A 15,114-nucleotide genomic window follows, 5' to 3' on the forward strand; every position below is an offset into this window, starting at 1 on the left:
TTATGCGCAAGCTTATTTTATTAAGTATTATTTTAATGTTTTCGGGCCAAATACATTATGCTCAAAAACCTGCAAAACCTAAATCTTCAAACATTTACGAAGCCATACAAAAACTTAATTTTTTAGGGTCGGTTTTATATATTGCAGCACATCCAGACGACGAAAACACAGCTTTAATTGCCTATATGGCAAATCACGAAAAAGCCCGCACCGCTTACCTTTCGTTAACTCGTGGCGATGGCGGACAAAATTTAATAGGACCAGAAATACGCGAACTTTTAGGTGTTATGCGCACTCAAGAGCTTTTAGCGGCACGTCGTATTGATGGTGGCGAACAAATGTTTACTCGCGCTAACGATTTTGGTTACTCAAAACACCCAGACGAAACTCTCGAAATTTGGGATAAACAAGAAGTTTTAAGTGATGTTGTTTTAGCTATTAGAAAATTTAAACCCGATGTTATTATTAACCGATTTGACCACAGAACTCCAGGGTCTACTCATGGCCACCACACCAGTTCTGCCATGTTAAGTGTTGAGGCTTTCGATTTAGCTGGCGATGCTTCGGCATTTTCAAACTTAAACAGTATCGCAAGTCCGTGGCGACCTAAACGCTTGTTTTACAACACCAGTTGGTGGCGATATGGTAGCCAGGAAGCATTCGATAAAATTGATAAAACTAATATGCTTGCTCTGGATGTAGGCGTATATTATCCGCATAAAGGACTGTCTAACAATGAAATTGCCGCGATTTCAAGAAGTCAACACTTATGCCAAGGTTTCGGGCGACCGTCTAGCAGAGGAACTAGTAAAGATTATATCGAATTTTTAAAAGGCGAACCGTTACAGGGTTCTAGTTCTATTTTTGAAGGCATCGACACCTCTTGGAATCGTATAAAAGGTGGCGAAGCTATTGGAGCCATTTTATATGAAGTAGAAAACAACTTCAATTTTAACAATCCTTCACAACATTTACCACAACTTATTGAAGCTTATAAACTACTTCAAAACATTGAAGATAAACATTGGAAAACCCTAAAAACAAAAGCATTAAAAGATATTATACAAATGTGTGCAGGTTTGTATTTAGAAGCTTCGGCAGACACCCATTGGGCAACACCAAACGGTTTGGTTAAAATGAGTTTAGAAGTTTTAAACCGAAGCAACGCAGCAATAAATTTGGTTAGTATAAAAAAGGATAATTCGGTAAGCATATCAAAAAACATTCAGTTAAAAAACAATATTGCATACCGTTTTAAAGAGGTTTTAAAAATAAACGAAAATCAAGAACCAACAACACCATATTGGCTCACCGAAAATGGTACTTTAGGCATGTATAAAGTCAACGATCAAAACCTTATTGGCTTACCCGAAACGCCTCGTGTTTATAATATCGATTTCAATTTGTTAATTGAAAACACACCAATTACCATTACAAAACCTGTAATTCAACGTTATGCAAAACCAGATAAAGGTGAATTATACAGACCCTTTGAAATTATTCCTGAAGCTTCAGTAAAAATACCTGAAAAAGTAATAATTTTCACTACTTCAAATCAAAAAGAAATTCCTGTAGTTGTAAAAGCAGGCACGAACAACATTGATGGTTATTTAGAACTTAATTATCCAGAAGGTTGGAGCGTTTACCCGAAAAAGCAAAACGTTTCAATTAAGAATAAAGATGAAGAACAAACGCTTGTTTTTACGGTAATTCCTCCGCAAAATCAAAATGAAGGTTATATTTCTCCTATCCTTCATTTAAATAATAAAACGTTTAGCAAAGAGCTTATAGAAATTAACTACGATCATATTCCAAACCAAACTGTATTATTGCCAAGTAAAAGTAAAGTGGTTCGATTAGATATTAAAAAACGTGGTGAAAATATAGCTTATATTGAAGGTTCTGGCGATGTTGTTCCCGAAAGCTTAAAGCAAATTGGTTACCATGTTCGCATTTTGAAACCAGACGAAATTACTGCCGAAATCTTAAGCGGTTTTGATGCGGTTATAGTTGGAATTAGAGCATATAACACACTTGAAGATTTAAAATTTAAGCAAGAAACCTTATTTAATTTTGTTGAAAACGGAGGCAATATGATTGTACAATACAACACAAGTCATCGTTTAAAAACCGACCATATTGCACCTTATAGTTTAGAACTTTCGAAAGATCGTGTAACCGACGAAAATGCAGAAGTTAAATTTTTAGAACCTAACCACGAGATATTAAATACACCTAACAAAATTACAGCAAAAGATTTTGAAGGTTGGACTCAAGAGCGTGGGTTGTATTTCCCTAATAAATGGGACAAGGCCTTTACTCCTATTTTTTCGATGCACGATAAAAAAGAATCGGCTAAAAAAGGAAGTTTACTTGTTGCTAAACATGGAAAAGGCTATTACATTTATACCGGTATAAGCTTTTTTAGAGAGTTTCCCGAAGGCGTTTCGGGAGCTTATCGACTATTCGCAAACATGCTTTCACTAGGAAAAGATAATATTGAAAACAATAGTAAACTAAACGACTAATGACCCCAGAAAACGAGAACAACACCAAGCAACCTTGGTTAAAATTATACTCCATAGTTTTAATCGCTAATTTGGCATATCTTGTTATTTTTTACTTAATCATGCGAGCTTTTTAATTATGCATAGTTTAAATTGGATAGATTGGGCTGTTCTTATTGTAACCTTATTAACTATTGTTGGTTATGGAACTTGGAAAACCCGCGGAAGCAAAAGCGTTCAAGATTATGTAAAAGGCGGTAACAGCACCCAATGGTGGACCATAGGTTTATCGGTTATGGCAACACAAGCTAGCGCCATTACTTTTTTATCAACCACAGGTCAAGCCTTTTCCGATGGTATGGGATTTGTCCAATTTTACTTTGGTTTGCCTATTGCTATGGTAATTATTTGTTTGGTTTTTATTCCCTTATATCATCGGTTAAAAGTTTATACGGCTTACGAATTTCTCGAAAATCGTTTCGATTTAAAAACCCGAACTTTAACGGCAACCTTATTTTTAATTCAACGTGGTTTAGCTGCTGGTATTACCATTTTTGCTCCTGCCATTATTTTATCGATTGTTTTAGGTTGGAACATTGTAACACTTAACATCATTATTGGTGTTTTAGTAATTATTTACACCGTTTCTGGAGGTACAAAAGCCGTTACAGTCACCCAAAAGCAGCAAATGTTCGTCATTTTTGCTGGTATGCTCGCTGCTTTGTTTATTATTTTAAATTTAATTCCAGACGATGTTTCGTTTACCGATGCGCTTGAAATTGCGGGTGCTAACAATCGTATGGAAATACTCGATTTTTCGTTCGATTTAGAAAATAGATATACGGTTTGGACTGGTTTAATTGGTGGAACATTTTTAATGCTCTCTTATTTTGGTACCGACCAAAGCCAGGTGCAACGTTATTTATCTGGAAAGAATAAAAAAGAAATGCAAATGGGATTAATTTTTAATGGTTTACTAAAAGTTCCTATGCAATTTTTTATTCTTTTAGTTGGCGTTATGGTATTTGTATTTTATCAATTTAATCCGTCACCATTAAATTTTATTGATACTTCAACTAAAAAAGTATTGGCTTCGGAATATGCTTCGGAATACAAAAGCCTTCAGCAACAACAAAATGATTTATTTAATCAGAAAAAAAGTTTAAGTATTGCATATGCTGAAAAAAAATCGGAAGTAACCAAACAACAATTAAATAAATTAGATAGTATTGACAAAACCTACCGTTTACATTCTAAATTTTTAATAAAGCAAGCGGTAGATACCAGTTATGCTAGGCAATACCAAAAACTTACATCAGAATTAAATGCATTAAATTCAAATTCTGAAGCTTATAAAACTAAAAAAGAAGCACTAACCGCATTTTATAAAGCATCTGCAAAAGACACCCAAACCAACGACAGAGATTATATGTTTATAACCTTTATTTTAACCAACTTACCTAAAGGATTAATAGGCTTGCTATTAGCAGTAATTTTAAGTGCTGCCATGTCGTCTACTGCATCCGAGGTTAATGCTTTAGCCACCATTACATCTATAGATTTGTACGGTAGAAATTACAAAGGCGAAAAAGATGAAAACCACATGGTGAAAATGACTAAAATTTTTACTCTAGTTTGGGGTGTCGTAGCTATAATTATTGCTTGTTTTGCAAATCTTGCCGAAAATTTAATACAACTGGTAAATATTATTGGATCGATATTTTACGGTAATGTTTTAGGAATATTTTTACTGGCCTTTTTTACAAAATCTATAAAAGCAAATGCCGTTTTTACAGCCGCAATTATTACTCAAATAATAGTGATTTTTGGTTGGTGGTTTAACTGGATGCCTTATTTGTGGCTTAATTTATTCGGCTGTGTATTGGTCATGTGTATTGCATATTTAATTCAAAAACTAAACACAAAAGATGTTGAAACAAGATAAAAAAAATGTTAAATGGGGAATAATTGGCTTAGGAAATATAGCCCATAAATTTGCCAAAGATTTACTTACAATTCCCGATGCCGAATTATACGCTGTGGCTTCTAGAACTCAAGAAAAAGCCGATGATTTTGCCAATACATACCAAGCAAAAAAAGCCTATGCAAGCTATGAAGATTTAGCACACGACAGCAATATTGATGCCGTTTACATTGCCACACCGCACGTATTCCATAAGGAAAATACAATGATGTGCTTACAAAAAGGAATTGCCGTTTTATGCGAAAAGCCTTTTGCCATGAATGCCAACGAAGTTGAAGATATGATAGCCTGTGCAAAGGAAAATAACACTTTGCTCATGGAAGCACTTTGGACAGCATTTTTACCGCATTATCAATTTGTGTTAAACGAAATAAAAAACGAGACCCACGGCAAGTTGTTAAACCTGAAAGCCGACTTTGGCTTTTCAAGACCATTTGATGAAAGCAAACGTTTATTTGGTAAAAACCTTGGTGGTGGAAGCCTTTTAGATATTGGCATTTACCCTATTTTCGTCGCACTATCAACTTTAGGAATTCCAGAACATATTAACGCCGATGCTACCTTTTTTGAAAATGAAGTAGATGCTTCGTGCTACATGACTTTTCATTATAAAAATGGTGTTGAAGCACAGTTAAAAAGTTCTATTAAAGAAGTTTTACCAACAGAAGCTATTTTTACTTTTGAAAATGCCACTATAAAAATAAACACCATGTTTCATCAACCGTCAACGGTAACCATAACAAAAAATGGCATAGAAGAAACAAAAGATTTTGGCTACACAACCATTGGGTATAACTTCGAAACCATTCATTTTAATCAACTTATAAAATCTGGAAAAACCGAAAGTGATATTATGACTTTCGATTTTAGCAGAAAATTAATTGCATTACTCGACGAAGTTTCAAATAAAATTGGCTTAAGCTACTAATTGTAATTATTGTGCCTCGGGAGCTTGTTGAGCCACTTCTTGATGTTCTGGTTGCGCAAATAAATCAACAATAGCTTTTCCAATGTTATTTATAACATCGCTTGCTAAAAGGCTTTCATAACCAGTATCATCAACAGCGATATCGGCCGCTTTTCCATGCAAATACACGCCAAAAATAGCAGCACTTAAAGGATGGTATCCTTGCGAAATTAAACCCGTAATTATCCCCGTTAAAACATCGCCACTTCCGGCAGTTGCTAATCCAGGATTTCCAGTTGTATTTACAAACTGCTTATTATTAAAAATAGTAATAGTATTTGCGCCTTTAATTACTAAAATTACTTTGTGTTTTTCGGCGAAAGCTTTGGCTTTATCTAACTTTTCAAAATCGTTTGTCCACGATCCAATTAAACGTTCTAATTCTTTTGGATGTGGTGTTAAAACAGATTCTGGCGGTAATAATTCTAATAAGCTTTGGTTCTTAGATAAAATATTAAGGCCATCGGCATCAATTACCAACCGTGTTTTATTCGTTTTTAAAAAGGTTTCAAACGCTTTTACTGTTTCTGTGTTTTGTCCAACACCTACTCCAAATGCAATTACTGTTGGTTCAATATCATAATCAATTGCAGTAATCCTTTCTTCAGAGGCATCTGTAATTACCATAGCTTCAGGAAAAGCTGTTTGTAAAATTTGATAACCGCATTTTGGCACATAATTAGTTACTAAACCAGCTCCAGTTGTTAAAGCAGCTTTACTGGCCAAAGTAACTGCACCTATTTTACCGTAACTTCCTCCTATTATTAAACTGTGTCCAAATAGGCCTTTATGCGAAAATTTATCGCGCGGTCTGTAGTTTGGTAATACTTCGTATTTACTAATAAGTTCGGTTTCGGTTTGTGTAATAAATGTGTATTCTTGATCTAAACCAATATCTAAAATTTCCCATTGTACAGTGTATTTGGCCGTTTCAGGTAGAAAGAATACTAATTTAGGCGATGCAAAACTAAGTGTAAAACCGGCGTAAACTACGGCATCTTCATCTTCTACGGGCTTGTCGACAAATAGTCCAGATGGAATATCGATAGACAAAGTAAAGGCTTTACTCGCTTTAAAATGCATGAATAACGTTTTTACCCAACTTACAACAGGACGGTTTAAACCAATACCAAAAACGGCATCAACTATAATATCGTTAGGGTTAATTTCAGGTAAACTTTCGGCATCTGTTAAAAGTAAAGGCCAATCTTTTGTAGTGTTTTTAATTCGTTCATAATTCACTAAAAAATCTTTAGAACGTTTATCGCTATAATTAATAATGTACGTTTTTACACTATAGCCATCAAGTATTAAATGACGCGCTAAAACAAGTCCGTCGCCGCCATTATTTCCAATACCACAAAACACATGAATGGGTACTTGAGCACCTTGCATTCTGGCATGCATCCAATTAAAAATTTGGGTACCTGCACGCTCCATTAAATCGGTTGATGTGATATTTTGGCGTTCCGCAGTTAAACGATCGCCTTCGTATATTTGTTCTTTAGAGAAAATCTTCATTAGGGTATTATCAATTTTTCAGTTCAAAATTATATTCGCTAAAAATATTAAACGAAATTAACTTCAATATAAGAATACTTTAAAAAAAAGCATTTAATTTTTTTATTAAGCTAAAAGTAATACTTTTGAAATGTATAATTAATACAATGAATCATTTAAACCAAAATACAATTATTTCTACACCTTTTGCTTCTGTAAAAGGAACATTTACTATTGGTTTAACTACAATTACCACTACCCTTTGGGGTTGTTAATTATATATACTTCAAGCAGATTTTGTAATTTTTTTAATTACAGCATTTTTAATTTTATTTTTAATTATTCATTTAAAAAAACATGAAAGTTTTAAAATTTGGAGGAACATCTGTAGGTTCTTCAAAAAACATAAATAATGTAATCAGTATTTTAGAAGATTATTCTAAAAAAGAATCGGTAGTTTGTGTTGTTTCGGCTGTTGGTGGTATTACCGATAAATTGTTACTCGCTGGTAAACAAGCTCAAAGTAAAGATTTAGCTTATGTTGACACATTTAATTTTATTAGCGAAAAGCATTTAGGTATAATTAACGAATTAACACCTTTAAAAGGACAAAGTATTATTGCTTTTGTAAACCAAAGACTTAATGAGTTAAAAAGTTTATTAGATGGTATTTACTTAATTAACGAATTATCGCCAAAAACATCGGATAAATTAGTGAGTTATGGAGAAATATTATCGTCTTTCATTATTGGCGAAACCTTAGTAAAACGTGGTTTATCAGCAGCTTGTAAAAATTCGCAAGAATTAATTATTACGAATTCTAATTTTACAAAAGCCGAAGTAGATTATACTATTACAAATAAAAATATTAGCGATTATTTTTATGCTGCTCAAAATAAAATTACCATTTTACCTGGTTTTGTATCCAAATCTAAAAATGGCGAACAAACTACATTAGGACGTGGTGGATCGGATTTTACAGCCGCCATTGCTGCTTCGGCTTTAAAAGTAGATTCTTTAGAAATTTGGACCGATGTAAGCGGTATGTTTACTACCAACCCGAAACTGGTAAAACAAGCCTATCCTATTAAAAAAATATCCTATCAAGAAGCGATGGAATTGTCTCATTTTGGTGCAAAAGTTTTATATCCACCAACGGTACAACCTGTTTTAGACTTAAATATTCCTATCCATATAAAAAACACATTAGAACCTAACGCAGCTGGAACCGTAATTTCGAGTGAAGAAGTTAACTCATCGCAACCGGTAAAAGGTATTAGTAACATTTCTAAAGTTTCTTTATTAACCTTACAAGGAAGTGGTATGGTTGGTATTCCTGGGTTTTCTAAACGATTGTTTGAAACGCTTTCGCAGGAAAAAATAAATGTAATTTTAATTACTCAAGCATCTTCCGAGCATTCTATTTGTTTAGGAATTAACGAAAATGAAGCTTTAAAAGCTAAAACAGCTATAGACGATGCTTTTAGCAACGAAATTGCGCTGCATAAAATAGACCCAATTATAGTTGAAAACGATTTATCGATTGTTGCTTTAGTTGGCGATAACATGAAAAACCACCAAGGCATAAGCGGTAAAATGTTTAGCACGCTGGGTAAAAACAATATAAATATTCGTGCTATAGCTCAAGGAGCATCAGAAAAAAATATCTCTGCTGTAATAGCAGAAAAAGATGTTAAAAAGGCACTTAACACCTTACACGAACAATTTTTTGAAGCTAAAACAAAACAACTAAACGTATTTATTACTGGCGTTGGTAATGTTGGTGAAAAGTTGGTTGAACAAATTAAGCAACAACACGATTACTTAAAAACGAATTTAAAAATTAATCTTCGTGTGGCTGGTTTATCGAATTCTAGAAGAATGATTTTTAACGAATCTGGAATCGATTTATCGAACTGGAAAGAGCAACTTGCACAAGGTGAAAATGCATCTTTACAAGGCTTTTTCGAAAAAACTAAAGACTTAAATTTACGCAACAGTATCTTTGTTGATGTTACTGCAAATTACGACGTAGCTAAGCTTTACGAAAAATATTTACGCGAAAGTATTGGCGTTGTAGCTTGTAATAAAATTGCTTGTGCGAGCGATTTTGAAAACTATAAACTACTAAAAACTTTATCGTTAAAATATAACGCACCTTATTTATTTGAAACTAATGTTGGCGCAGGTTTACCAATAATCGACACCTTAAATAATTTAATTGCCTCTGGTGACGAAATCACATCTATTCATGCCGTTTTATCTGGAAGCTTAAACTTTGTGTTTAACAATTTTAACGATAAAACAAAGTTCTACGATGTTGTAAAACAAGCTGGAGCCGAAGGTTATACAGAACCAGATCCAAGAATTGATTTAAGCGGTGTGGATGTGGCCAGAAAAATTTTAATTCTTGCTCGTGAAAGTGGTGTTGAAATGAATTTAGAAGATATTAAAAACGATCCGTTCCTTTCTGAAGCTGGTTTAAAAAGCGACACTGTTGATGATTTTTATGACACATTAATTGCAGACGAAGCACATTACCAAAGTTTATATGCTTCCGCGAAAGCGAATAACTGCCAATTAAAATATGTAGCACAATTTAACGAAGGAAAAGCGAGTGTTGGTTTACAAGAAATTCCAGAAGGACATCCGTTTTACAACTTACAAGGAAGCGATAACATCGTTATGTTTTACACAAAACGCTACGCCAACCAACCTATGATAATTAAAGGTGCTGGCGCTGGTGCAGATGTAACGGCTTCTGGCTTGTTTGCAGATATTATAAGAATTGGAAATGATTAATTTTGCGTATGGAATTGCATAAACCAAGCGATATTTCTTGCTCTTGTGCCGCCGAAAATTATTTAATTGAAATGATGAATGAAATAAAGATTTTTTCACCAGCTACTGTTGCAAATGTGGCCTGCGGATTCGATGTTTTAGGCTTTTGCTTAGATAACGTTGGTGACGATATGGTAATACGTAAAGTAGATAAAAAAGGCATTAAAATCACCCATATTGAAGGTTTCGATTTGCCTTACGAAGCCGAACAAAATGTTGCTGGTGTTTCGGCATTAGCCATGTACGATACTCTAGATATAGATTTTGGTTTCGAAATTGAAATTTATAAAAACATAAAACCTGGTAGCGGTATTGGTAGTAGCGCTGCCAGTGCTGTGGGAAGTGTTTTTGGTATGAACGAACTTTTAGGAAGACCATTTAACAAAACCCAATTAACCGAATTTGCCATAAAAGGTGAAGCTTTAGCAAGTAAATGCGAACATGCCGATAACCTTGCTCCTGCTATGTTTGGTGGTTTTACTTTGGTTAAAGGAATCAAGCCTTTACAAATTTTGGAAATTCCGAGTCCAGATGATTTGTTTGCAACTATTATTCATCCGCAAATAGAAATAAAAACATCAGAATCTCGTGCCGTTTTACCAAAAGAAGTTTCGTTAAGCGATGCCATTGCGCAATGGTCTAACGTTGGGAGTTTAATTCATGCCTTGCATACTAGCGATTACAATTTAATTAAAGATTCGCTTCACGACGTTATTATAGAACCGCACAGAAGCAAACTAATTCCGCATTATGAAGAGGTTAAAAATAGCATGCTAAATGCTGGAGCCTTAGGCGCTTGTATTTCGGGTTCTGGCCCCTCAATTTTTTCACTTTGTAAAGGAGAAGAAACTGCAAAAAAGGTAGCAGGAGCCATTAAAAACGTATACAACTCTACTGGAATTGATTTTGATATTCACGTATCGAAAATTAATACAAAAGGGATAAAAATATTGAACTAAACAAACATGAACTACTATTCATTAAACCATAAAGCACCAAATACAACTTTTGAAAACGCAGTTGTTAAAGGCTTAGCACCAGATAAAGGCTTATATTTTCCTGAAAGTATAACGCCATTACCAAAGGCATTTTTCGATAAAATTGATGAACTTTCAAATTCTGAAATTGCTTTTACCGCAATAAAACAGTTCGTTTCACCAGAAATTCCTGAGGATGTTTTAAAGACGATTGTTGAAGAAACATTATCCTTCGATTTCCCTGTTGTAAAACTAAACGATAACATTTCAACTTTAGAATTGTTTCACGGCCCAACTATGGCCTTTAAAGATGTTGGCGCACGCTTTATGGCACGCTGTTTAGGCTATTTTAATAAAAACAACGATAACGAAGTAACGGTTTTAGTGGCAACATCGGGCGATACCGGTGGTGCTGTGGCCAACGGATTTTTAGGTGTTAAAGGTGTAAATGTTGTAATTCTCTACCCTAGCGGAAAAGTGAGCGACATTCAAGAAAAACAATTAACCACACTTGGGCAAAATATTAAAGCTTTAGAAGTTAATGGTACTTTCGATGATTGTCAGGCCATGGTTAAAACCGCTTTTTTAGATGAGAGCTTAACCAGCAAAATGCAATTAACCTCTGCAAACTCAATAAATGTGGCGCGTTGGTTACCGCAGTTATTTTATTTTATGTTTGCCTATAAGCAACTTCATAAAAAATATAATGATATTGTTTTTTCTGTACCAAGCGGAAATTTTGGTAACATTTGTGCAGGAATGATGGCACAACAATTAGGTTTACCAATTAAGCATTTTGTAGCATCAAACAATGCGAATAATGTGGTTACACGTTACTTAATTTCTCAATTATACGAGCCAAAACCGTCGGTACAAACTATAAGTAATGCTATGGATGTTGGTGCGCCGAGTAATTTTATCCGTATTGAAGAAATTTATAAAAACAACTTCGAGGCTTTAAAAGAAAACTTATCGTCTTACAGTTTTACAGATGAAGAAACCAAAGCTGCGATGTTAGAAATTTATAAAAACTACAGTTATGTTGCCGATCCGCATGGCGCTGTTGGTTATTTAGGTTGTAAAAATTATTTAAAAGAAAACCCAGAAGCACATTGCGTGTTTTTAGAAACGGCACATCCAACTAAATTTTTAGATGTAGTTGAAGAGGTTATAAAAGAAGAACAGCCTTTACCAAAGCAAATACAAAGTGTTATGGGTAAAGAAAAAGAAGCGACAGTGATATCGACTTACGAAGATTTAAAAGGATTTTTATTAAGCTAATTCATTGTTTATGTATACAAAAAAAGCTACCACAAATGGTAGCTTTTTTTATTTCGCAATGTTTATAATTTAAACTTCAACCTCGGTTAAAGCTAAACTAAAAACAGCTCTTTTTATAGGTGTTGAACCTTCTAAAATTTCAAAAGTGATATTGTTTGGCACATCATCATCCAAACATTGTACTAAGGTTTGGGCTACATCTGCTCGTGTAATTTCACCATGTCTTTCAAAATGATTTTTTAATTCAATTTTTCCAACAGCATCGTCATTTTTCAAACTTCCAGGACGAACAATAACATAATTTAAATCGCTGGCTTTTAAATGTTCATCGGCATTGTGTTTTGCTTTTAAATATTCTTGTATTTGCGAATGTATTTCAGGATTATCCGCCCCCATAGAACTAAGCATCACAAACTTGCTTACATTATTTGTTTGTGCCGCATCTATAAGCTTTTTTGCACCTTCTTGGTCTACACCTATTACATTTTTTCCTCCAGAACCTGCTGCAAACAGCACTTTGTCAATGTGCTTTGTAAAAGCATTGGTTACATCTTGTTCTAAATCGGCAACAACAGTTTCAATTCCTTTATCTTTAAAATAAGCGACTTGTTCCTGTTTTCTTACCATAGCTATTGGCTTATAATGGTCAGATTTATTTATTAAGTTTACTATTTGTTTTCCGGTGGTGCCATTAGCACCTGCTATTAAAATATTTTCCATTCTTAAATTTACAAAACTTAATGTCCTTATCCGTTTCATTTTAAGTGTTTAACGATAGTTTAGCACAAAGTTTAAAAGAAAAGTTAAATGCACAGCGCAAACTTTTAACAAACCATTAAATCCTTCCGCGAAAGCGTTATTACAAAATTCTATACATTTGCTTTTGTAACAATGGAAGATATTTTAATTGGAATAATAAAATTCTTTGGTAATTTTATCGAAGATATTATGTTTTCCTTTAAAGTAAAAAAGGCTTTATTAATTGGTTTTATAATACTATTAATTTGTCTCGTTGTACTTTATATTTTAACCAAAGATTTTTAAATGAAAAACACCGCATTAACCGAAACTCATACTGCTCTTGGCGCTAAAATGGTGCCGTTTGCTGGCTACAACATGCCTGTACAATACGAAGGCGTAAACGCCGAACACGAAACCGTAAGAAATGCTGTTGGTGTGTTTGATGTTAGCCATATGGGCGAATTTTTAATTGAAGGCGAACATGCTCTAGACTTAATACAAAAAGTTACTAGTAACGATGCTTCTAAGCTAACAATTGGTAAAGCACAATACAGTTGTTTACCTAACGATAATGGTGGTATTGTAGACGATTTAATAGTGTATCGCATAAAAGAAAACACCTATTTGCTTGTGGTAAATGCTAGTAATATTGAAAAAGATTGGAACTGGATTTCGAGTAAGAACGATGTTGATGCTACCATGCGCGATTTAAGCGAAGACTATTCTTTACTGGCTATTCAAGGGCCAAAAGCTGTTGAAGCCATGCAAAGTTTAACAAGCCACGATTTAGCTAGTATTAAATTTTACAATTTTATAGTTGGTGATTTTGCAGGTATTGAGCATGTTATTATTTCGGCCACTGGATATACTGGTAGTGGTGGTTTCGAAATTTATTGCAAAAACAGTGAGGTAAAACAAATTTGGGACAAGGTTTTTGAAGCCGGCGCAGATTTTGGTATTAAGCCAATTGGTTTAGCCGCTCGCGATACATTAAGACTTGAAATGGGATATTGCCTTTACGGAAATGATATTGATAATACCACCTCGCCTATTGAAGCTGGTTTAGGGTGGATTACAAAGTTCACAAAAGAGTTCACAAATTCTGAAGCCCTAAAAAAACAAAAAGAAAACGGTGTAGATAGAAAATTAATTGCTTTTGAATTAGACGAACGCGGCATACCAAGACAAGGTTATGATATTGTAGATAGCAATGGTAATATAATTGGAAATGTAACTTCTGGTACCATGAGCCCTAGTTTAGGTAAAGGTATTGGTTTAGGCTATGTGCCAACAGTTTTTGCCGATGTTAATAGCAAAATTAATATTCAAATTCGTAAAAAAACCATTCCAGCAACGGTTGTAAAACTCCCTTTTTATAAAAATTAATGCGCGACTTTAAATCTATTTTAAACTTTATTTACAACGAAGCTATTAGTCAAACTGAAAAAGGTAAAGTAGCCACTTATATACCCGAATTGGCTAAAATAGATATTGATAATTTTGGTATTTATTTAAAAACCATGACTGGCGAAAATTATGGCGTTGGTGACTTTAATACCCCCTTTTCAATACAAAGTATCTCTAAAGTTTTAGCCTTAGGAAAAGCGATGGAACTTATTGGAGAATCTGTTTTTAAACGTGTTGATGTAGAGCCTTCTGGCCACCCATTTAATCAACTAGCCTTGTTAGAGGTTGAGAATGGTATTCCTAGAAATCCGTTTATAAATTCTGGTGCTATTGTTATTGCAGATATTTTAATTTCTAATTTAAAAAATCCGAAAACCGATTTTTTAAATTATGTACGAGATTTATGTGCCGATAAAAATATAAACTATAACAACGCTGTAGCTAAATCTGAAAAAGATACTGGTTTTAAAAACTTTGCTGCAGCAAACCTTTTAAAATCTTTTAAAAACCTTAATAATGATGTTGAAGAAGTTTTAGATTTCTATTTTCATCAATGTTCTATAGAAATGACTTGCAGTCAACTATCTAACGTATTTTACTTTTTAGCCAATGATGGCTACTGTATTAACAAAAAGCTGCATTTAAGTAACTCGCAAGTAAAACGTATTAATGCTTTAATGCTAACCTGCGGCTTTTATGATGAAGCTGGAGAATTTGCCTTCGAGGTTGGTTTGCCTGGTAAAAGTGGTGTTGGCGGTGGTATTGTTGCTCTTTTACCCGATCATTTTATTATAACAACTTGGGCACCAGGACTTAATAAAAAAGGGAATTCGCTGTTAGGGATGAAAGCATTAGAGCAATTTACAACCAAAACAAATCTATCTATCTTTTAATTTTAGAAAAAAACTA

The 15,114-nt window shown here is 33.9% G+C and carries 10 protein-coding genes; 8 read left to right on the forward strand and 2 right to left on the reverse strand.

What is annotated here, in order from left to right:
• Nucleotides 1-2: 2 nt before the first annotated feature.
• The 3 genes from PW52_RS06100 to PW52_RS06110 all read left to right on the forward strand — a co-directional run bounded on the left by PW52_RS06100 (nt 3) and on the right by PW52_RS06110 (nt 5,419).
• The gene (locus tag PW52_RS06100; protein WP_044632037.1) at nt 3-2,528 is read left to right on the forward strand and encodes a PIG-L family deacetylase; all 2,526 of its coding nucleotides are present in this window, start codon (nt 3-5) and stop codon (nt 2,526-2,528) included.
• 118 nt (nt 2,529-2,646) lie between these two features.
• Nucleotides 2,647-4,452: a sodium:solute symporter family transporter gene (locus tag PW52_RS06105; RefSeq protein ID WP_044632038.1), complete on the forward strand. Its 1,806-nt coding sequence runs from the start codon at nt 2,647-2,649 to the stop codon at nt 4,450-4,452.
• A complete protein-coding gene (locus PW52_RS06110) occupies nt 4,436-5,419 on the forward strand; it encodes a Gfo/Idh/MocA family protein (protein ID WP_205618124.1) in 984 nt (327 codons plus the stop codon). The genes PW52_RS06105 and PW52_RS06110 overlap by 17 nt, the downstream gene beginning before the upstream one ends.
• 6 nt (nt 5,420-5,425) lie before the next feature.
• Here the strand turns inward: PW52_RS06110 and PW52_RS06115 are convergent, their stop codons facing one another.
• Nucleotides 5,426-6,979 (reverse strand): bifunctional ADP-dependent NAD(P)H-hydrate dehydratase/NAD(P)H-hydrate epimerase, encoded by a 1,554-nt coding sequence (locus tag PW52_RS06115; RefSeq protein ID WP_044632039.1) that lies wholly within the window; start codon nt 6,977-6,979, stop codon nt 5,426-5,428.
• Between the two features lie 336 nt (nt 6,980-7,315).
• Between PW52_RS06115 and thrA the strand changes: the two genes are divergently transcribed.
• From thrA to thrC, 3 genes are all read left to right on the forward strand, one after another.
• Nucleotides 7,316-9,760, forward strand: a complete 2,445-nt coding sequence (gene thrA / locus PW52_RS06120; protein ID WP_044632040.1) for a bifunctional aspartate kinase/homoserine dehydrogenase I — start codon at nt 7,316-7,318, stop codon at nt 9,758-9,760.
• Nucleotides 9,761-9,834: 74 nt separating this feature from the next.
• Complete coding sequence (locus PW52_RS06125) at nt 9,835-10,758, forward strand: homoserine kinase (protein ID WP_205618127.1); 924 nt, start codon at nt 9,835-9,837, stop codon at nt 10,756-10,758.
• A gap of 6 nt (nt 10,759-10,764) precedes the next feature.
• Complete coding sequence (thrC, locus tag PW52_RS06130) at nt 10,765-12,057, forward strand: threonine synthase (RefSeq protein ID WP_044632041.1); 1,293 nt, start codon at nt 10,765-10,767, stop codon at nt 12,055-12,057.
• A gap of 69 nt (nt 12,058-12,126) precedes the next feature.
• Here thrC and PW52_RS06135 read toward each other — a convergent pair whose 3' ends face one another.
• On the reverse strand, nt 12,127-12,777 hold the full coding sequence (locus PW52_RS06135; RefSeq protein ID WP_044632042.1) for an SDR family oxidoreductase: 651 nt from the start codon (nt 12,775-12,777) through the stop codon (nt 12,127-12,129).
• 324 nt (nt 12,778-13,101) lie between these two features.
• Here PW52_RS06135 and gcvT point away from each other — a divergent pair, with 324 nt between their 5' ends.
• A complete protein-coding gene (gene gcvT / locus PW52_RS06140) occupies nt 13,102-14,184 on the forward strand; it encodes a glycine cleavage system aminomethyltransferase GcvT (RefSeq protein WP_044632043.1) in 1,083 nt (360 codons plus the stop codon).
• A complete protein-coding gene (locus PW52_RS06145; RefSeq protein WP_044632044.1) occupies nt 14,184-15,098 on the forward strand; it encodes a glutaminase in 915 nt (304 codons plus the stop codon). Before gcvT ends, PW52_RS06145 begins: the two co-directional genes overlap by 1 nt.
• Nucleotides 15,099-15,114: the final 16 nt, after the last annotated feature.

The organism is Neotamlana sedimentorum (assembly GCF_000943565.1).
In the GTDB taxonomy this organism is placed as follows: domain Bacteria; phylum Bacteroidota; class Bacteroidia; order Flavobacteriales; family Flavobacteriaceae; genus Neotamlana; species Neotamlana sedimentorum.